The sequence below is a fragment of the Caulobacter sp. GW456-12-1-14-TSB4 genome (assembly GCF_059424195.1).
Genome location: NZ_JBWKZF010000004.1, coordinates 38,884 through 58,264 on the forward strand (window position 1 = coordinate 38,884; position 19,381 = coordinate 58,264).

Here is a 19,381-nt window from a genome sequence, read left to right on the forward strand (position 1 = left end):
GGCGGGATTGATCCTTGAGAGCGTGACCATCAGCGGCTTTCGTTGCTTTGGCCCTCAGTCGCAGAAGGTGTCGCTGGGCAGCCAAATTACCGCGACGGTCGGCGCCAATGCGTCCGGCAAAACGGCGCTGCTGATGGCGCTCGCTCGCATGTTCGGCGTGACGCGTGCGCTGCGAGCCGTGGTGAAATCCGATTTCCACATGCCCGTCGGGGCCGCGCCAGAGGATAAGAGCGCCCGCGATCTGGTGATCGACGTAGTCATCAGCCTGCCCGAACTGGTCGCCGGGTCCGCGACGGCGGAGACGGTCGCCCCGGTCTTCCGCCGAGTTCTCATGGACGACGAGCTTGGCCAGCCGATTTGTCGTCTTCGCCTGGAAGCGCGATGGGAAGATGATGGCACGGCCGAGGGCGCAGTCACCCAAGCGCTTTATTGGGTGGATAGCCTGGAGGCTATGCCGAAGGTCGAGGACAAAAGCCCGGTCAGTCCGGCGGACCGGGGCCTCATCCAGCTCTACTACACGCCCGCGAGCCGTGACGCCGCCGCTCAGGTGCGCGCCTCGGCCGGCGCCCTGGCCGCGCGCCTGCTCAAGGCGGTGGAGTGGTCGCAGGAGGCCATCGACGACGTGGCCGAGGCGACCCAGTCGCTCACCGTCACCTTTGAAGGGGAGGCGGCGATCGCCGCAATCGGTGAGGCCCTGCAAGCCCGCTGGGAGAAGCTGCACGACGATGTGGTCGACACCAAGCCGCGGCTCAGCCTTGTCGCGCGGCGGTTCCAGGACGTGGTCAGCCGCCTGGTCGTCATCTTCGAACAGGGCGCCGACGGGCAGGAGCGCAGCCTGGAAACCCTCAGTGACGGTCAGCAGTCGCTCTTCTACTTCGCCCTGGCCGCGGCGGTCTTCGATCTGGAGCGCAAGGTCGCCGTCAGCAAGATCAAGGGCTTCCGCCAGGATGAGATGCACATTCCGGCCTTGACGCTTTTCGCCACGGAGGAGCCGGAAAACCATCTCTCTCCCTTCTATCTGGCTCGCATCGTCGCGGCCGTCCGATCCCTGGCGGAGGCCGGCGGCGCCCAGGCCGTCCTGACCAGTCATTCACCGGCGGTTTTGAGCCGCGTGAAGCCTGACGAGGTCCGCTACGTGCGGTTGGATCCCGCCACGCGCACTTCGAAAATCAAGCCGATCAAGCTGCCGCTCAACGCCACGGACGAAGGCAAGTTCGTTCGCGGCGCCCTGTTGGCCTTTCCCGAGCTCTATTTCGCGCGCTTCGTGGTCTTGGTTGAGGGCGACTCCGAGCGGGTCGCCCTGCCCAAGCTCGCCGAGGCCCTGGACCTGCTGGTCGACCCGTCCTTCGTGGCGATTGTCCCTTTGGGCGGGCGTCACGTACAGCACTTCTGGAAGCTGCTTAGCGAATTGGAGATCCCGTTCGCTACCTTGCTCGACTTAGACCTGGGGCGGGCCGGCGGCGGTTGGGGGCGGGTGAAGACGGCGCTGAAGAACCTGATCGCGATCGGCGCCCCAAAGGCCGAGCTCCTTAAGACCACCAAAGGCACCCTGACCGACGCCGAGGTGGAAGGGATGCACGAATGGACGCCAGAAGCGGACCACGCGACGCTGCTCTCGTGGGTCAATTGGATTGAGGCCTACGGCGTGTTCTTCTCGGCGCCGCTCGACCTGGATCTGGCGCTGCTCAGCGCCTATCCGGCTGCCTACGAGGGTGTCGTGCCCGTGGGCGGCGGACCCAAGTCAACCCTGGACGAGGCCACCAGGGCCGTGCTGGGGACCGGAGGGCCCGGAGGTGGCGCCTATACGGGGCCTTACGCTCTGGATCCAGCGCACTTCATCAACTACCGCTACCACTTTCTCACCCGTAGCAAGCCCGCCACGCACCTTGAAGCGCTTGCGGGCCTAAACGGCGCTGCGATCAAGGCCACCATGCCTCCGGTCCTGCGCCGGCTGCTCGAGCACGTGGCCAAGAATGTGCGGAAGGGCTGATGACGCTGGCCCGAGCGAGTCTGGTTGCGCCGGGCGCCTGGACCCCGACGGGCGTCGACGCCCTGGAGGCGAACGCGCTCTTGGTGGCGAAGTCGAGCGACAATCGCTCGGTGATCGCCGGCCCCGGCGCTGGCAAGACCGAACTTCTCGCGCAACGCGCCGCCTTCCTGCTGCAGACCGGCGCCTGTCCCGCGCCGCGGCGGATCCTGGCGATCAGCTACAAGCGCGACGCCGCCCGAAATCTTTCCGAGCGGGTTCGCGCACGTTGCCATCCGACCCACGCCGCACGTCTGGACTCCCAGACCTTCGACGCTTTCGCCAAGAGCCTGGTGGACCGTTTCGGCCAGACCTTGCCCGTCATCTGGCGTCCAACTCCGGACTACGAGGTCTTGGACGTGACCAGGGCGCGGGTGAGCGGGTTTTTCAGCACCGTAGGCTCGCCGCCTGCCAAGATCGGCACACGGGCCGACATCATGGCGCTGAAGGTCGGTGATTTTGAGCGCGATCACCTGATCCGCCGACGCTTGAGTTCGGCGGGTTGGACAGCTCGTACGCCTGGCGGATGGGCTGCGGGCGAATACTGGAGGAGCGCGCTCCATGGCGGCCAGAGCAGCCGCCTTTCCTTCAGCATGATCGGCCGGCTCGCAGAGCTGTTGGTCCGCACCAATCCAGTTCTGCGCCGGGCGCTGCGGCTGACCTATTCGCACCTGTTCATGGACGAGTTCCAGGACACCACCCAAGTCCAGTATGACCTGGTAAAAGCGATCTTCCTCGACAGCGACGCGGTGGTCACCGCGGTCGGCGACAACAAGCAGCAGATCATGCGTTGGGCGCTGGCCATGGCCGACCCCTTCACCGCGGTCGACGCCGACTTTGGTGCGATCCGCACGCCGCTTTTCAACAACTACCGCTCGTCCCCGGGGCTTGTGCATATTCAGCACATCCTGGCCCAGGCGCTGGACAAGAAGGCGGTGAAGCCGGTCTCGAAGACGGCATCGACCATCAGCGGCGATTGCTGTCAGATCTGGAGTTTCCCGAACGCAACTCGAGAAGCCGCCGGCCTGGCGGCTTTCATCGCGGGCCAACTCGCCGGTGGCCTAAAGCCCAGGGACCTAGCCGTTCTCGTACGTCAAAAGGCCGAAGATCGTTACGACGAACTCGTCGGGCCGTTCGCAATGGCCGGTGTCGCTCTTCGGAACGAGGCGGGCAAGGTCGGCACAAAGAGTGTCTCATTGCAAGACCTCCTGCCGGAGGAGGCTTCCCGAATGCCTCTGGCCCTCCTCCGGCTGGCGACAGCCAAACGCGCGGGCAAATACTGGTCAGGCTGCCTGGATTTGCTCCAACAGCTGCGCGGGATCGATCCGGAAGACCAGGGCGGTCAAGCGCGCATGGCTCGGGAGCTGGACACCTTCGCAGTCGGCTTGTCCAAAACCTATCCGACGCCGCCGACGATAGAGGCCGACGCTGCCACCCTTCTCGCCGCTATTGTCGCGTTCCTCGATCGCGACCGGCTGAAGAGCCTGGTGGCGCGCTACCAACAGGGAAGCTGGCTGGACGATCTGCTGGCCGCCGCCGCGGCTCACTTGGCGGCCAGCGCCGCTGGGGGAGGCGGTTGGGAGGCTACGCTCGACGCCTATGAGGGCCTCCATGCTGTGCCCCTGATGACCATCCACAAGAGCAAGGGGCTGGAATACCATACGGTGATTTTCATCGGTCTCGACGACTCCACCTGGTGGAGCTTCAAAAACGATGAGGCCGAGGCTACGGCCGGCTTCTTCGTGGCCTTCACGCGAGCGCGCCAAAGGGTGGTTTTCACTCATTACGCGGGCGCAAACCGCACCGTGATCGCGCCGCTCTACCAACTGTTGGCCTCAGCGGGCGTCGCTAGCATCACCAAGACCTAGTTGGTCTTTTGCCTTAGTCACGCGCAACGACGTCCGACCTAGTCGCGCCACATTACCCAACGTCGCGTTCTTGGACTGAAACCAGAGTCCGCTGATGGCGCTGCATCGACCAACGCATCGGCCTGTCATAGCTAGTTGGGGGATTGCGCAGGGAGGACTAGGCTTCGCCGAGGATCTCGCGTACTCGCGTGGCCAGGAGTTCCATGGCGAACGGCTTGGTGATCATCGCCATGCCGGGCTCCAGGAAGCCCGAGGCCAGGGCCGCGTTCTCCGCATATCCGGTCATGAACAGCACGCGCAGTTCAGGGCGCAGCTGACGTCCGGCGTCGGCGATCTGCCGCCCGTTGAGCCCGGGCAGGCCCATGTCGGTGATCATCAGGTCGATACGGCGCTTGGATTGCAGGACCTCCAGGCCCTGGTTGCCGTCGGCGGCCTCGATCGCCGCATAGCCTAGGTCGCTGAGCACCTCGACGATCAATCCGCGCACTACCGGTTCGTCCTCCACGACCAGCACTGTCTCGCCGGCATGGGCCTGATGGTCCTGCGACAGTTCCGGAAGCGCGTGGTCTTCCTCGGTCGGTCCGCGGAAGCGCGGCAGATATAGCTTGAACGTCGTGCCGTTGCCGACCTCGCTATAGATCTTGGCATAGCCCTCCGACTGCCGCGCGAAGCCGTAGATCATCGACAGGCCCAGGCCCGTGCCCTGACCGATCGGCTTGGTGGTGAAGAACGGCTCGAAGGCCCGCGCGATGGTCGCCTCGTCCATACCCACGCCGGTATCGGTAACGCAGATGCAGACATATTGCCCGGGCGCGACCTCGCGCTGGCGCGCCGCATACTGGCTGTCCAAGTGCGCGTTGCAGGTTTCGATGGTTAGTTTGCCGCCGTGGGGCATGGCGTCGCGAGCGTTGATGGCCAGGTTGAGCAGAGCGCTCTCCAGCTGGTTGGGATCGCACAGCGTCGTCCACAATCCGCCGGCCAAGACCAGTTCCAAATGCACCCGTTCGCCCAATGTACGGCGCAGGAGATCCTCCATCGAGGCGACCAGCGGATTGGCCCGCACGGGGCGCGGGTCGAGCGGCTGGCGGCGCGAGAAGGCCAGCAGCCGGTGGGTCAGGGCCGAGGCGCGATTGGCCGAGTTCATCGCGCCGGTGACGAAGCGGTCCAGCTCGGCCATTCGGCCCTGAGCGATGCGTTTTTGAACGAGGTCCAGGCTGCCGGTGATGCCCTGCAGCAGATTGTTGAAGTCGTGCGCGATGCCGCCGGTCAGCTGGCCCACCGCCTCCATCTTCTGGCTCTGGCGCAGAGCTTCTTCGACCGCCCGTTGCTCGGTGACGTCGCGGCCAAAGCCGTAGACGGTGTTGCCCTCGCCGGCGAAGGTCCAGACGATGTGCCGGCGCTCGCCATCCTGGGCGTCCAGGGTGATCTGCTCATCGCGCACCCGCTCTCCACGCGCGAGGCGCTCCAGGATCGCCTGGCCGGCGTCGCGATCCTCCGCCGACAGGAAGTGACCGAGCGTGCGACCTAGCGTCTCTTCAGCGCTCCAGCCCAGCACATGCGTCCAGGCCGGATTGATCGCGGCGATGACGCCGTCCTGGCCGGCGATGAGCTTGAGCACCGGCGACAGGGTCCAGATCCGCTCCTGGTCCCGCGCGGCGGCCCGTTCCTTGGTGATGTCGCGCCCGACGGCGTGGATGCGTCCGGCCTCGGGCACGGCGGTCCATTCTAGCAGGCGATAGCCGCCGGACTTTGTGCGGTAGCGGTTCTCGAAGGCCAGGGTCGTACGGCCGGTCGAGAGCTTTTCCAACTCCGCCGTCGTGGTCTCAAGGTCCGACGGATGAATGAAGTCGGTCAGCGGCTGGCCGATGAACGCGTCCAGGTCCCAGCCGAGCAGGCGGGTGACCGAAGGGTTGGCCGCGGTGACCATCCCCTCGAAATCGCAGACCAGCATCAAGTCCTGCGACATCGTCCACATGCGGTCACGATCGCGCGTGCTTTGCGCCTCGGCCAGCTTCTGATCGTGGATGTCGGTGTTGGTCCCCACCCAGCGGATGACCGCCTCGTCGGCGTCGCGCAGCGGCACCGCGCGGCTCAGATGCCAGCGATAGTGGCCCTCTCGGTCGCGGATGCGAAACTCAGCCTCATAGGTTTCGCCCGACGCGACCGCCCGGCTCCAGCGCTCGGCGGTCGCCATCAGGTCCTCGGGGTGGACAAGCTGCGACCAGCCGCTGCCAAGCAATTGCTCGGTGGTCGAGCCGGTGTCGTCCAGCACCCGGGCGTTGAACCAGTCGAGGCCCCCGGATGGCGTCGCCGTCCACACCTGGTTGGGCAAGGCCTGGGTTAGGGCCCGAAACTGCGCCTCGCTTTGTTCGAGCGCTCTCTGCTCTGCGCGGCGCTCGGTGACGTCCTGCACCACGCCGACGAGCCGAGCGGGCAGGCCGTCGGCATCGCGCTCATATTCGCCGCGCCGCGCGATGATCCGTTCACGGCCGTCATCGGCGCGATGGATGCGGTATTCCACGTCGAGCGCGGCCCGGCCGCTCGCCCGACGGTCCGCGTCGGAGATCGTCTGGCGATCTTCCGGCGCGACCAAGCGCTGAATGTCCTCTGGCGGGGCGACCTCGACCTGGGGCAGACCAAATAGCCGGTAGAACTCCGGTGTGCCGCGCAGCTGGTTTTGACGGATGTCGATGGTGAACAGGCCCACGCCGCCGGCCTCCTGGGCGCGCCGCAGCTGCGCCTCAGACTCGCCCAACACGCGGCGCGCCAGGACTTTCTGGGTGGTCTCGATGACGATGGCGATTACGCCGACCGGACGGCCGGCCTCATCGAGGATCGGTGAGTAGTCCAGATCCATCCAGACCTGTTCGGGCGCGCCGCTGCGGTTCAGGGTCAGTTCCTGGTCCTGGAAGCTGAGATTGCCGCCGGCCAGGCCCACGCGCATGACGTTGTCGTTGAACTCGGCCACCTCGTCCCAGCCCTCGCGGACCTTGGACCCGAGGAGCTGCGGGTGTCGCCCGCCAGCGAAGACCGAATAGGCGTCATTATAGATCATCAGCCCGTCCTCGCCCCAAAGGGTGACGATGGGCACGTGGCAGCGCAGGATCAGGCTGGTGACGGTCTTCAGATGAGCGGGCCAGGCGTCGAGCGGCCCAAGCGCGGTGGCGCCCCAATCGTGGACCGCGATCAGCGTGGCCATTTCGCTGTCGCCCGCCAGGAAGGAGGGTTTGGGTTCGCGAAGATCGACGCCGAACGGCATTGCTTTCAAATCCCCAGGCGCCGCGTGCGGTGAAGCTTATGGCCGGCGCCTGACTTCAACGCCAAGCCGCCCGATCGGTTCGGTCGCCTCTAACGATCTGTCGGAAAAGCGACATGGAGGCCACGGTCGAGCGCCGGCTCGAGAGATTGGGCGAACCTGAAAAGGGCCCAGGCGGCGGTCTCGACCGCGACCAGGCCCAAGCTGAATGTCCGGATCCTGGAGGCGTACCAACTTCCGCTTCTGGATGCTCGAGGACGACAGCGCCGGCGGACTGTTCCGCGTCACGCCGAAATAGGGTTGTCCGCGGAGCAAGATCGGCATCGGCGCCAGGCGCCTGGTCGAGCGGATCGGCCGCGCGGCTGGGCCGTTATGTGATCGCGAAGGAGCCGCCATGGCAACGACCACCCCCCGGCCGAGGGTCACGAGCGCGTCCGGCGGGGCCGTCCCGGATCGTGTCCGGGTGAGGGGCGCTCGAGAGCACAATCTCAAGAACGTCGATGTGGACATTCCGCGCAATGCTCTGGTGGTCTTCACGGGTGTCTCGGGATCTGGAAAATCGTCGCTCGCCTTCAGCACGCTCTATGCCGAGGCGCAGCGCCGATACCTGGAATCGGTCTCCCCCTACGCGCGGCGCCTCTTCCATCAGATGAGCGTGCCGCAGGTCGACGAGATCGAAGGCTTGCCGCCGGCCGTAGCCCTGCAGCAACAACGGGGCTCGCCCACCACCCGATCGTCCGTCGGCAGCGTCACGACGCTCTCCAATCTGCTGCGCATGCTGTACTCGCGCGCCGGCGACTATCCCGCCAGCCAGCCGCATCTGGAGGCGGAGTCGTTCTCGACCAATACACCCGAGGGCGCCTGTCCGCGATGCCATGGCCTGGGCAGGATCCACGAGGTCACCGAAGCGTCGATGGTGCCCGACCCCTCCCTGTCCATCCGTGAGCGCGCCGTCGCGGCCTGGCCCACGGCCTGGGGCGGCCAAAACCTGCGCGACATCCTGATCACCTTGGGCGTCGACGTCGACAAGCCCTGGCGCGACCTGCCGAAGAAAACTCGCGACTGGATCCTGTTCACCGACGAACAGCCGGTCGTGCCGGTCTATCCCGGCTGGGATCATCAGCAGATCCAGCGCGCGATCCGCCGCAAGACCGAGCCCAGCTACATGGGCACGTTCTCCAGCGCCCGGCGCCACGTCACACACAGCTTCGCCACCACCCAAAGCGCGATGATGAAGAAGCGCGCCACGCGCTACATGGTCAGCAGCGACTGCCCGCTGTGCGAGGGCAAGCGGCTGCGCCGAGAGTCCCTGTCGGTGACCTTCGAAGGTCTCGACATCGCGCAGATGTCCCGCCAGCCGCTGAAGGCCTTTTCGGAGATCTTCGCGCCCTACGCTGAAGGCCGCGCGGACAGACTAGAGGCCCTTGGCCAGGATCATCCCGAGAAGGTCATGGTTGTGGAGCGGATCGCCGCAGACCTTTGCAAGCGCCTCTCGGTCCTGCTCGACCTTGGACTTGGCTATCTGACCCTGGAACGCAGCACACCGACCCTGTCGCCGGGGGAGCTGCAGCGCTTAAGACTGGCGACACAGGTCGTCTCCAATCTGTTCGGCGTCGTCTACGTGCTCGACGAGCCGTCGGCCGGTCTGCATCCGGTCGACACCCAAGCCTTGTTGAGGGCCCTGGATGCGCTCAAGGCCGTGGGAAACTCGCTGTTCGTCGTTGAGCATGAACTGGACGTCGTGCGCCATGCCGACTGGATCGTGGATGTCGGCCCCGCGGCCGGAGAGTTTGGCGGCCAGATCCTCTACAGCGGGCCGCCGGATGGTCTGGCCAAGATCGAGCGCTCGGAGACGGCGCGCCACCTGTTCGCCAAGCCAGCGGGCGCGGCCCGCTCGCCTCGCGAGGCTGATGACTGGCTCCGGCTCGCCGATGTCACGCGCAACAATCTTTGCGAGGTCAGCTGCGCCTTTCCGCTCCACATCTTGACGACGGTCACGGGCGTATCAGGGTCCGGCAAATCCAGCCTGGTGAGCCAAGCGCTCGTGGAGCTGGTCGCCGAGGCGTTAGGTGCGCCTCCTGCCATTGATGAGGACATCGACGCGGAGGCGGCGCTCGAACGGGACGCCCCAATTGCGACCGAGGGACGGATTGGCGGCGGTCTCGGACCGGTCAAACGCTTGATCCAGGTCGATCAGAGGCCCATCGGCCGAACGCCGCGCTCGAACCTAGCGACCTATACGGGGCTGTTCGACCATGTCAGGGCGATCTTCGCCGCGACGCCGGAAGCCAAGCGCCGCCGCTACGACGCGGGCCGCTTCTCGTTCAATGTCGCCAAGGGCCGTTGTCCGCACTGTGAAGGTGAGGGCTTCGTGATGGTCGAGCTCCTGTTCCTTCCCAGCGTCTATGCGCCGTGCCCCGCCTGTCATGGCGCGCGCTACAACGAAAAGACCCTGGAGATCCGTTATCGTGACAAGACCATCGCCGACATCCTGGGCATGACGGTCGAAACCGCCTGGGACTTCTTCTCGGACGCGCCGACGGTCCGTCGCGCCCTGACCGTCCTTCGCGAAGTGGGTCTCAACTATCTTCGGTTGGGACAGCCGGCCACGGAGTTGTCAGGTGGTGAGGCTCAGAGGGTCAAGCTGGCCACCGAGCTTCAGCGCGCGCAGCGCGGTGGCGCCCTCTATGTGCTGGACGAGCCGACGACGGGGCTGCATCCCACCGACGTCGAACGACTCTTGAAGCAACTGAACGCCTTGGTGGAGGCGGGCAACACGGTGATCATCGTCGATCACGACATGAGCGTGGCGGCGGCAAGTGACTGGGTGATCGATATCGGTCCAGGCGCCGGCGACGAAGGTGGAAACATTGTCGCCAGCGGGCCGCCGGGGGTGGTCGCGCGCGTCGCCGAGAGCCGCACGGCGCCCTTCTTGGCGCGCGCGCTTGGAGCGGCGTGAACGCCGCGTGGCGATCGAAACGCGGCGACTGCGCGATAAGGCGCTTGGCGGGCGCCCCCCAACGGCGGTCTCAGCCGTTGGTTCGGGCAGCCGTTGAAAAAGGAGGCCGTCATGGCCGACGACAAGAGCCCGCCCGTGAACAAGGCGCTGTTTGTGCGCTTGCAAGCAAAGCCAGGGAAGGGGCCCGAAGTGGAGGCCTTCCTTCGCGACGGCTTGTCGGCGGTGATGGAAGAGCATGACACCACGACCTGGTACGCCGTCCGCTTCGGTCACGATGACTTCGCCATCTTCGATACCTTTCCGGGCGACACGGGGCGGCTGGCGCACCTGGCGGGCAAGGTTGGACGTGCGCTGATCGCCAAGACGCCCGAATTGCTCGACGGCCTGCCCAAGATCGAACACGCGCAGGTTCTGGCCTACAAGCTTCCCAACGAGAGCGGCCAGGTCGAAGACTGAGGCTGTGCTGGTGACAATCGGCATCCCCTAGGGATGTCCCCTTTAGGCCTCCCTTTATTCGCTACAAGAGGCCGATCGATATCGGAGCCGGGACAGACCGCCGCGACCTAAGGCGGGACGCTCAGGGTTTGGCGGTTGGACCGGAGCAAGCCCCCTTTGGCGCAAGCCGGACCGAAGATCCTAAAGGGCTGAAAGGCGGACACCATGGCCGAACGCCGCAAAGCCACCACGCATGGCGCCGAGCGCGGATTGAGTCGCTTCGAGGGGTTCAGCGACGGGGTGTTCGCGATCGCGCTCACCCTGCTTATCGTCGAGATCAGGGTTCCTGGGGCGTCAGACGGGCCGCAGGGCTATACCGACCTGGTCGAAGCCATGGCCGCGCAGTGGCGCGAGCATCTTGCCCTGGTTCTCTGCTACGTGGTGATCGGCGCCTATTGGATCCAGCATCACTATTGCGGGCGCATCTACGCCAAGAGCGACCACTGGTTCAGCGCGATCAATCTGCTGTTCCTCTTGGCGATCGTCGTCATCCCGTATCCCATCCGCCTGTGGTGCTTCCACGTGGGGCGGCCATTCGAGCCGACCGCGTCGGTGACGCTGGTGGCGGGCCTCGCCTTTACGTCCTGCATCTGGATGGCCAAATGGTTCTACGGGCTTTCCGGCCGACGGGTGATGGACAAGCGTCTTGCGCCGGATTTCCTGCGGCAGATGACGCGCCGCTACGGCCTTGCCACGCTGGTGCAGGTCGCCGCCATTCCCCTCGCGCTCGCAGCACCGCGCGCTGGCGTCGCCGTCGAGCTTCTCTGCGTGGCCTTCTTCCTGCTTCCCCAGCCCAGGCCCCGCTACAATCCAGGAGAGGCGCCGAGCGAGGACGAGAAACTAAGCGAATAGATCGGTCGCCAAGCGACTATCCGACCGCGCTCGCGGATCTAGTGCCGGCGCCGTCCAGCGCCTCTGCGAGACGGCCGATCAGGTCCTCGACCTTGAAGGGCTTGGCGACAACGCCGTCCATACCCGCCACCTCATATTCAGTGATCTGGTGAGGCATCACGTTGGCCGTCAGCGCCAGAATAGGTGTCCTGGGCCGGGAGCCTGTTTGCTCTAGACGTCGGATTTCACGACAGGCGGCCATCCCGTCCATGACCGGCATCTGAATATCCATCAACACGAGGTCGAAGGTCTGCGCTGCGAAGGCCGCCACCGCTTCGGCGCCGTTGGTCGCGACTTCAACTTCCAGGCCCAACGGTTCGAGCAGCGCCCGAATGAGCGTGCGGTTTGTCCGATTGTCGTCGACCGCCAGGACGCGCCCGGCGCTGATGCCGGTTGCCTCCGCTGGTTTGCTATCGGCGCTCTCCACGTTCGCGGCCTCGCCACGGGCCAGCTCCAGATCGAACCAGAAGCAAGACCCTTCGCCGGAACAGCTCTTGACCTGCAGCTCCCCGCCCATCGCCTCCACGAGGCGGCGACTTATCGATAGGCCCAGACCTGTGCCGCCGTAGACGCGCGTCGTGGAGGGGTCGCCTTGCACGAAGCTTTCGAAAACCCGCTCCAGGCTGTCGGGCGTCATGCCGATGCCTGTGTCTGCCACGGTGAAGCGGACCGCGCCGCCAAGGCGACGAGCACTGACCTCCACGCCGCCGCTCTGGGTGAATTTCAGGGCGTTGGAGACCAGATTTGCGATCACCTGCCGTAGCCGCAGGTCATCACCGCGCCAGACGCCGCACAGAGCGGGGTCAAGTTCAAGGTCCAGCCCTAGGCTTTTTCCAGCCGCCAGATCCGAAAACGTGCGGCACGTTATTGTCAGCAGATGCTCAAGGTCGAAATCGCGCGTGTCCAAATTCAGGTGACCAGCCTCGATCTTGGATAAATCCAACAGGTCGTTGAGCAGGACCAGCAGCGTTTCACCCGACTCGCGCGCGATCGCGATTCTCTGAGCTTGAACCTGCGGAAGTCCCTCGCGCTCGACCACCTGCAGCATCCCAAGCACGCCGTTCAGGGGCGTGCGGATCTCGTGGCTCATGTTGGCGAGGAATTCGCTCTTGCTGCGGTTGGCCGTTTCCGCCGCGAGGTGGGCGCGCATCCGGGCTTCGAGGGCGTTGTGCAACTCGGCCTCGGCCCGATCAACACGGCCCACGACCTTGCCGATCCGTGACGCCAGCAGGAGGCCAACGAGCGCCAACAAGGTGACGACGACACCGATCAAGGCGCCGGCTTGCCGGAAGACCTGAAAACCCGGTCGGCCAGGCGTCCAAACCACCCCGGCCACGGGGCGGCCGTCAAGGTCGCGCAAGGTCAGTCGGTCTGCTGGGCCAGGGGGCACGATCGCCGGCGCGATCAGATGGAGATCATTCTTGAGGGCGTCTTGGAACGCGCGGTCGGCGCGAACGGCGGTGAAAAGGACAACAGTGCGTTCCGCGCGCGCCGCGTCGGCCGCATCCTCGGGGATCACCGTCGAGCCCGAGACGAAATAAACCGCTCCACGCCAGCGCATGACGCTGCTCAAAGTCGTGGCCAGTTCCGGCGCTGTCGGCGGTGCGTTGGAGAGTCGGCCCAGTTGGCGCTTGGCCTTGAGGCGCAAGGCCTTCAGCAGCGGCGCGGTCTGGCGTTCGAAGTCGCGAAGTTGCGCCGTGCGGGTAAGGCCTTGCTCGGTGTAGGCGTAGAAAGGATGGTCATTTCCATCAACGGCAAAGGCCAGATCCACCCCGCGGTTGTGCACGAAGAACGTGCCGATCTCCGCGTTCGCCCACTGGACGTCGCCGCCCGGATGGAATTGACGATAGGCCTGATCCCACACCGTCGCCGTCGTCAAATCGTTGCTGATTTTGTCCGTCCAGCGCTCCAGGGTCCGTTCGACGAGCGCCTTTTCCTGCTGCTCCTGCAGGTGATTGACCGCCGAGGTCGCGTACGCCAGCAACGCGCTGCACGCGCCAACCACGATCGCGAGCAGGATCGAGGCCAGCCAAAGCAATAGGCGAACATCGCGCTTGATCACGACGGGGCTGTGTTCAACGGATGGGGCACGCATCTGCGAGCTAGTAGATCGCTATGTGTTAACGGCGCCGGATTTTGCGTTGAGGCCATCTGTCGCAGTACAGGCTGATCGGGCGGTCGCGCCACCGGGGGCTGGCTGTACCGTCGCGCGCTCGCGGGCCAAACGCCTCAAAGTCTTGTTTCTGGAGGTGCGTTAAGGTTCGCTTCTGGCGCATATTAAACAAGGCGGAACGAGGGCGGCCAACTCTAGCCGCCCCCAATTCTCCGCAGCAACTAGGCCTGTTTGGCGCCGGCGACGATCGTGTTGGCGAACTCGCGATAGCTGCGCAGCGGGCGACCTAGGATCTTGGTCAGGCGCGCGACGTCGCCGGCCTCTGGGACCATGCCGTCGCTGACATAGCGCTCGGCCATCAGGCGCATCTCGTAGGCCATCCACTTGGGCATGAAGGCCGAGACGTTTCGCTCGAAGCCGCCGGGATCGTCGCCGCCATAGGCGACCGGGCGGCCCAGCACGTCCGACCAGATCGCCGCCACGTCGGCGCCCGTCAGCGTATCGGGGCCGACCAGGTTGAGGGTCTCCACCGGCAGCTTGCCCGGCGCCTGGTCGCGGCGGATCAGCTCGATCGCGGCGACCTCGGCGATGTCGCGGGCGTCGACCATGGCGACGCCCTTGGACCCGATCGGCATCGGATAGACGCCGTGGTTCACGACCACGTCCTTGATCATCAGCTCGTTGTCGATGAAGTAGGCCGGACGCAGGATCGTGGCGGAAAAGCCCATCCGCTGGATCATCCGCTCGGCCCCGGACTTCACCGCGAAATGCGGCACGTTCACGAAGCGGTCGGCGTGCAGCACCGACAGGTAGACGACGCGGTCCACACCGCACTCGCGGGCGATGTTCAGGGCGACCAGGGCCTGGGTGAATTCGTCGCCGGCCACGGCGTTGAGCAGGAACAGGGTGCGCACGCCCTTGAAGGCTGCGCGCAGGGCGTCGATGTCGAGCAGGTCGCCCTTGGCGATCTCGACCTGGCTCGGGAAGTCGGTTTTGGCGGGGTCGCGGACCAGGACGCGGACCTTGGCGCCGCGATCGGTCAGTTGCTGGACGACATGGCGGCCGACACGGCCGGTGGCGCCGGTAACGAGGATGGTCATGAGGAAATCTCCGGGTTGGAGTGGTTGGGACACCCGGAAAATGATCGGTCCACAGGCGGTCCAATAGCCGCTATATCTGGACACCTCGTCTCGTTGGTGGAACATATGGACCTGCTGGCCCTCGCCGATTTCAACCTGGTCGCCCGACACGGCGGCTTCGGTCGCGCCGCCCGCGAGGCCGGCCGGCCCAAGGCCACCCTGTCGCGGCGGGTGGCCGAACTGGAGGCCAGCCTCGACCTGCGCCTATTCGAGCGAGGCCGCACCCTGAAGCTCACCGAGGAGGGCCGGGCGCTCTATGCCCGCACCGGCGCCCTGCTGGCCGAACTGGACGAGGCGGCGGCGGCCATCGCCTCGGGCGGCGGGACCCCGCGCGGCCGGCTGCGGATCAGCGCGCCCCTGCTGTTTTCACAGACCGCTATGGGGCGCCTGGCCGCCGAGTTCGCCCGCGCCTATCCCGAGGTGCGGCTGGAGGTGACCACCGACGATCGTCAGGTCGACATGGTCGAGGAAGGCTACGACCTGGTGATCCGGGTGAACCCCAACCCCGACGCCGGTCTCATCGGGCGCATCTTCCTGCGCGACCGGCTGGTGGTGGTGGCCCCTCCGAGCCTGCCGCGGCCCCAGGACGGCGTCCCGGTCCGGGCCGTGGTGCGCGGCGCGGGCGGCGACGCCGAGACCTGGGACGGTGTCGCGGTCGAGCCTGTCCTGCGGCTGTCGTCGCTGATCATGGTCCGCGACGCGGTGCGGGCCGGCGTCGGGATCGCGCGCCTGCCGATCTCGCTGGTCAGCCGCGACCTGGACGAGGGCCGGTTGGTGTCCTGGGGCGAGGTCGCCGGACCGGAGATCACGCTTTGGGCGCTCTACCCGTCGCGGCGGCTGCTCAGCGCCCGGGTGTCGGCATTCCTTGATCATCTCAAGGCCGCGTTCCCAACTTGCGCGCCCGAAGAGCTGGCGCGATACGTCGAGACCACCTGAAGCCGCGCAAAGCCGGCGGTGAGCGCCTCTGCCGCCAGGCGGCAGATTTGCTGCCAGCCTTGCGCAATTGTCGCTTCTGACCGTCGCCACCGGCGAAGCGACTGGCGTGAGGGCGCTAACGAGCATCCTGGGGGCTATTAGCGCGCGGCGCTTAGATCTGAACTCGGTGGATGGCGCTACGCGATCGGCTTCAGCGCTATTTTCTTTTCAATCACGGCGGCGGCCTTTTCGGCTGTCTTCCGGCGCTCGAAAACCGTCTTCATGTAGCGCTGATCCTCTTCGGACAGGGTCTTTTCCGCCTCGAGAAACTGCTCGGTTTCTTCTTCCAGAATATGCTCGAGATATTCTTCCTTGAGCGTGGCGAAATGGTCGAGCCACCCTGGCGAGGTGATGTCGCGCGCGGCGGCGTCCGCCATCAGCTTGTCCAGCTTGTGATGGTCGCCCACGGCGTGACGGGCAAATTCCGTGGTCTTGGGGTTCCGCATCACCGTCGACCATAGGGCCTGCTCTTCGGCCGCGGCGTGGCCGTGGACATCGCGGACGAACTCTTCAAACAGGGTCTTCCGCGCAGGGTCGCTTGGCAGCGTCGCCTCGATCATCGCCAGAAGAGCGCGGTGCTTGTCGTGGTCCTCGACGAGACGGCCGAAGATCGCGGGATTTCCCCGAAACTTTGTCACCGGCGTCGAGCCGATGCGCGCTGGAACGTCCGGCGCGACCGACCTGGCCTGGGCGATGGCGTCGGCCTTGGCCTTCGTTTGTTTTGCAGGGCTGACTGGCTTTGCCATGAACGATCCTGGATATCTAGAAGACGGCCGAAGAGCCAAGCTCGACGGTCAAGCTCGATGGCGAAGCAACGCTGGATTGGCCAAATCGCTGCATGGCAGGCTAGCCCCGAGGTTTGCGGCCAGACCTTCTGGAACGCTGCGCACGGCGAAGACCCTCCAGCCATCGCCCAGCCGTCTTCCTCCGGCCGGCCACAGCGCCTAGCTTGAGGTCATGATGGATTGGCGCCCGTATTTCGGTTGGCGAACAGCGTTGCTGTGCGTGGCGATCGTGCAGTGCCTGCTGTTGGCCGCCGCGCTGGTCCAAGGGAGCCAGAACCGGGCGGCGAGCCGCTTCCTGGCGGCCGCGCTCGTGGTGATCGCCGGGATGCTGACGCCGTATGCGATCGGTTTCGCGGGCGCTTATGACCACTTTCGCTGGCTAACCTTCGCGCCCTTCGCCATTCCCCTGGCGTTGGGGCCGTTGCTCTACGGCTACGCCCACGCGCTGGCGGATGGGACCGCGCCAAGGCGGATGCGGGAGCATCTCCTTCCAGGCATCGGTCAGTTCGCCTATTTCGGCGTTTGCTTCCTGATTCCGGGGAGCGCCAAGTGGTCTTGGTACACGGGCGGCCATCGCGCCTGGGTCGCTCCACTGTTCGATAGCCTGGGCTTGTTGAGCCTGGCGGCCTACGCCTATGCGATCGGCAAGGTCCTGGAGCGTCAGCGCCTCCGGTTGGCCGATCACCGCAGCGACGACGACCGCTTCTCCGCCCGATGGCTGGGCCAAGTGCTTGCGGTGATGCTCGCGGGCCTGGCCGTCGAAGCCGGCTTCTGGCTCTGGGCGCTGGTGGTCGGCGGCATCGATTTCTTCCAGGAAACCGGGATGTATCTGGCTCTGGCCGTGCTCGGCGTCTTCTTGGGCGTGGCAGGCTGGAGGCAGGCTGTACTTCCCATGCCCTTGGTCGCCCAGCCGGAGCCCGACCTGCCCGAGCCAGACCCCGGGCGGACGCCGGACTGGCCGGCCATCGCCAAAGACTTCGCCGATCGCACGCGCAACGCGGGCTGGTGGCGCGAACCCGAGCTCTCCTTGGCGCGGCTGTCGCGGCTTCTCGGCGTCAACACCGGCCGCCTGTCCCGCGCCATCAACCTGGGCCTGGGGATGAACTTCTCCACCTTCGTCAACGGGCTGCGGGCCGAGGGCGTGGCCCGGGCTCTTGCAACCGGAGCCGACGGCGACCCCTCCTGGGTCTGGCGTTCGAGATGGGCTTTGCGTCCAAGGCCAGCTTCAACCGCGCCTTCATGGCGCGGTTTGGCGTCTCGCCTTCGCAATTCCGTCGCCAGGTCTCAAATCCCGATTTTCTGCAGACGGACACGGAATTGAGGCGAGCTGCGCCGTGAGAGGGCGCATGGGCCAGATCCCGTTCGTGAGGATCTCTCCATGCCGTTGAAGCGTCGTCGCCTGCTGCAGCTTACTGGTGGTCTGGCCCTTGGCGCCGCCACGCCCGGTTGGGCCGATATTGGTGCTGGCGATCGGGTCACCGATGACTGGAGCAGCGACGTGTCGATCCTGCGCCAGGCCTGGGAGACCATGCACCCCGGCGTCTATCGCTACAGCACGCCCGAGGAAATCGCGGCGCGGCTGGACGGCCTGGCGCGCGCCTGGGCCGCGCCGGGGACTTTCCGGGAGCGCTTCCTGGCGCTGACCCGGGTCACGGCCTCGCTCAGGTGCGGCCATACCTATCCCAGCCCCTACAACAGCAGCGATGCAACCGTGGCGCGGATCTATCCGGACCGTTCGCTGGTCCCCTTCCTGTTCCGCTGGATTGACGGGCGGATGGTCGTCATCCGCGACGACAGCGGTGCGGGGCTTTTTCCGCGCGGAACCGTGATCGTCGCGATCGACGGCGTCGCGACCAAGGATCTGCTGGCGCGGCTCACGCCTCTGGCGAGGGCCGATGGCTCAAACCTCGCCAAGCGGGTCAGCCTGATGGAGGCGCGCGGGGACGACCGATACGAAACCTTCGACATCCACTTGCCGCTGGTGCTGCCGTTGAAGGATATCGCCGCCTTCACCTTGGCCGACGGCCGCGTCGTGCGCGCGCCGCTCCTGACCCTGGCCGACCGCCGGGCCGGCTTCTCGGCCTCGGTCGAGGTCGCCAAGGACGCCAATCCCTGGAGCCTTCGCAAGGGCGAGGACGGCGTGCATCGACTGACCATGCCCGGCTGGGCGCTCTACGACTCCAGCTTCGACTGGCGGACTTGGCTGGGCGGGGTGATGGACGACCTGACGTGCGATGGCACGCGCGGATTGATCGTCGATCTGCGTGGCAACGAGGGCGGCATCGACTGCGGGAACGTCATCATCAGCCGGCTGATCGAGCGCGATCTGTCGCTGTCGCGCGACCAGCGCTGGACACGCTATCGCACCGCGCCCGACGGCCTTCGCTCCTACCTCAAGACCTGGGACCGCAGCTTCCTGGACTGGGGCGAGGCGGCGGTGGCGTCGCCGGCGCGACCCGGCTTCTTCCGGCTGACCCGCTACGACGACGACAGCAAGGGCAGCCTGATCCGGCCCGAGGGGCGGCGGTTCACTGGAAGGGTGGCGGTGCTGTGCGACGCCTCCAACAGCTCGGCGACCTTCGGCTTCGACCAGACCTGCAAGGACAACGGCCTGGCGACCCTGGTCGGCCAGACCACCGGCGGCAACCGGCGTGGCATCAACGGCGGGGCCTTCTTCTTCCTGCAGCTGCCGGCCTCGCGGCTGGAGGTGGACCTGCCGCTGATCGCCAGCTTTCCCGCCACGCCACAGCCAGACGCCGCGATCGAGCCCGCCATCGCCGTGGCCACAACGGCCGGGGACATCGCCATCGGCCGCGACCCGCAGATGAAGGCCGCGACGCGCTATCTCCTCGGCGCCGCGAACAGGTGAAGGTC

General features: G+C 66.1%; 12 protein-coding genes. 8 read left to right on the forward strand and 4 right to left on the reverse strand.

Annotation, left to right across the window (positions count from 1 at the left end):
• Window positions 1–7: 7 nt before the first annotated feature.
• Both AC07YH_RS04855 and AC07YH_RS04860 read left to right on the forward strand, forming a co-directional pair.
• Window positions 8–1,990 carry an ATP-dependent nuclease gene (locus tag AC07YH_RS04855; protein WP_494745877.1) on the forward strand — a complete coding sequence of 661 codons (1,983 nt, stop codon included), beginning with the start codon at window positions 8–10 and terminating at the stop codon, window positions 1,988–1,990.
• The gene (locus tag AC07YH_RS04860) at window positions 1,990–3,894 is read left to right on the forward strand and encodes a UvrD-helicase domain-containing protein (RefSeq protein ID WP_494745878.1); all 1,905 of its coding nucleotides are present in this window, start codon (window positions 1,990–1,992) and stop codon (window positions 3,892–3,894) included. The genes AC07YH_RS04855 and AC07YH_RS04860 overlap by 1 nt, the downstream gene beginning before the upstream one ends.
• A gap of 157 nt (window positions 3,895–4,051) precedes the next feature.
• Here the strand turns inward: AC07YH_RS04860 and AC07YH_RS04865 are convergent, their stop codons facing one another.
• A complete protein-coding gene (locus AC07YH_RS04865; RefSeq protein WP_494745879.1) occupies window positions 4,052–7,093 on the reverse strand; it encodes a PAS domain S-box protein in 3,042 nt (1,013 codons plus the stop codon).
• A 451-nt stretch (window positions 7,094–7,544) separates the two neighbouring features.
• Between AC07YH_RS04865 and AC07YH_RS04870 the strand changes: the two genes are divergently transcribed.
• From AC07YH_RS04870 to AC07YH_RS04880, 3 genes are all read left to right on the forward strand, one after another.
• Window positions 7,545–10,109: an AAA family ATPase gene (locus AC07YH_RS04870; protein ID WP_494745880.1), complete on the forward strand. Its 2,565-nt coding sequence runs from the start codon at window positions 7,545–7,547 to the stop codon at window positions 10,107–10,109.
• 111 nt (window positions 10,110–10,220) lie between these two features.
• On the forward strand, window positions 10,221–10,565 hold the full coding sequence (locus AC07YH_RS04875; protein WP_494745881.1) for a hypothetical protein: 345 nt from the start codon (window positions 10,221–10,223) through the stop codon (window positions 10,563–10,565).
• A gap of 204 nt (window positions 10,566–10,769) precedes the next feature.
• Window positions 10,770–11,456 (forward strand): TMEM175 family protein, encoded by a 687-nt coding sequence (locus AC07YH_RS04880; RefSeq protein ID WP_494745882.1) that lies wholly within the window; start codon window positions 10,770–10,772, stop codon window positions 11,454–11,456.
• 16 nt (window positions 11,457–11,472) lie between these two features.
• Here AC07YH_RS04880 and AC07YH_RS04885 read toward each other — a convergent pair whose 3' ends face one another.
• Together AC07YH_RS04885 and AC07YH_RS04890 are read right to left on the reverse strand one after the other, a co-directional pair.
• Window positions 11,473–13,557: a hybrid sensor histidine kinase/response regulator gene (locus tag AC07YH_RS04885; RefSeq protein ID WP_494745883.1), complete on the reverse strand. Its 2,085-nt coding sequence runs from the start codon at window positions 13,555–13,557 to the stop codon at window positions 11,473–11,475.
• Window positions 13,558–13,829: 272 nt separating this feature from the next.
• The gene (locus AC07YH_RS04890) at window positions 13,830–14,708 is read right to left on the reverse strand and encodes an SDR family oxidoreductase (protein WP_494745884.1); all 879 of its coding nucleotides are present in this window, start codon (window positions 14,706–14,708) and stop codon (window positions 13,830–13,832) included.
• Between the two features lie 105 nt (window positions 14,709–14,813).
• On the opposite strand from AC07YH_RS04890, the gene AC07YH_RS04895 reads away from it, so the two are divergent.
• Window positions 14,814–15,683, forward strand: a complete 870-nt coding sequence (locus AC07YH_RS04895; RefSeq protein WP_494745885.1) for a LysR family transcriptional regulator — start codon at window positions 14,814–14,816, stop codon at window positions 15,681–15,683.
• A 176-nt stretch (window positions 15,684–15,859) separates the two neighbouring features.
• Here the strand turns inward: AC07YH_RS04895 and AC07YH_RS04900 are convergent, their stop codons facing one another.
• Window positions 15,860–16,468 (reverse strand): hemerythrin domain-containing protein, encoded by a 609-nt coding sequence (locus AC07YH_RS04900; RefSeq protein ID WP_494745886.1) that lies wholly within the window; start codon window positions 16,466–16,468, stop codon window positions 15,860–15,862.
• A 214-nt stretch (window positions 16,469–16,682) separates the two neighbouring features.
• On the opposite strand from AC07YH_RS04900, the gene AC07YH_RS04905 reads away from it, so the two are divergent.
• On the forward strand, window positions 16,683–17,828 hold the full coding sequence (locus AC07YH_RS04905; RefSeq protein WP_494745887.1) for an AraC family transcriptional regulator: 1,146 nt from the start codon (window positions 16,683–16,685) through the stop codon (window positions 17,826–17,828).
• A 57-nt stretch (window positions 17,829–17,885) separates the two neighbouring features.
• Window positions 17,886–19,376, forward strand: a complete 1,491-nt coding sequence (locus tag AC07YH_RS04910) for a S41 family peptidase (protein WP_494745888.1) — start codon at window positions 17,886–17,888, stop codon at window positions 19,374–19,376.
• The last annotated feature ends 5 nt before the right edge of the window (window positions 19,377–19,381 follow it).

Bases quoted from the DNA above. Each gene is read 5' to 3' on its own strand.
- AC07YH_RS04860 (WP_494745878.1), top strand. From the start codon at position 1,990: ATGACGCTGGCCCGAGCGAGTCTGGTTGCGCCGGGCGCCTGGACCCCG.
- AC07YH_RS04865 (WP_494745879.1), bottom strand. From the start codon at position 7,093: ATGGCCACGCTGATCGCGGTCCACGATTGGGGCGCCACCGCGCTTGGG.
- AC07YH_RS04870 (WP_494745880.1), top strand. From the start codon at position 7,545: ATGGCAACGACCACCCCCCGGCCGAGGGTCACGAGCGCGTCCGGCGGG.
- AC07YH_RS04875 (WP_494745881.1), top strand. From the start codon at position 10,221: ATGGCCGACGACAAGAGCCCGCCCGTGAACAAGGCGCTGTTTGTGCGC.
- AC07YH_RS04880 (WP_494745882.1), top strand. From the start codon at position 10,770: ATGGCCGAACGCCGCAAAGCCACCACGCATGGCGCCGAGCGCGGATTG.
- AC07YH_RS04890 (WP_494745884.1), bottom strand. From the start codon at position 14,708: ATGACCATCCTCGTTACCGGCGCCACCGGCCGTGTCGGCCGCCATGTC.
- AC07YH_RS04895 (WP_494745885.1), top strand. From the start codon at position 14,814: ATGGACCTGCTGGCCCTCGCCGATTTCAACCTGGTCGCCCGACACGGC.
- AC07YH_RS04900 (WP_494745886.1), bottom strand. From the start codon at position 16,468: ATGGCAAAGCCAGTCAGCCCTGCAAAACAAACGAAGGCCAAGGCCGAC.
- AC07YH_RS04905 (WP_494745887.1), top strand. From the start codon at position 16,683: ATGGATTGGCGCCCGTATTTCGGTTGGCGAACAGCGTTGCTGTGCGTG.
- AC07YH_RS04910 (WP_494745888.1), top strand. From the start codon at position 17,886: ATGCCGTTGAAGCGTCGTCGCCTGCTGCAGCTTACTGGTGGTCTGGCC.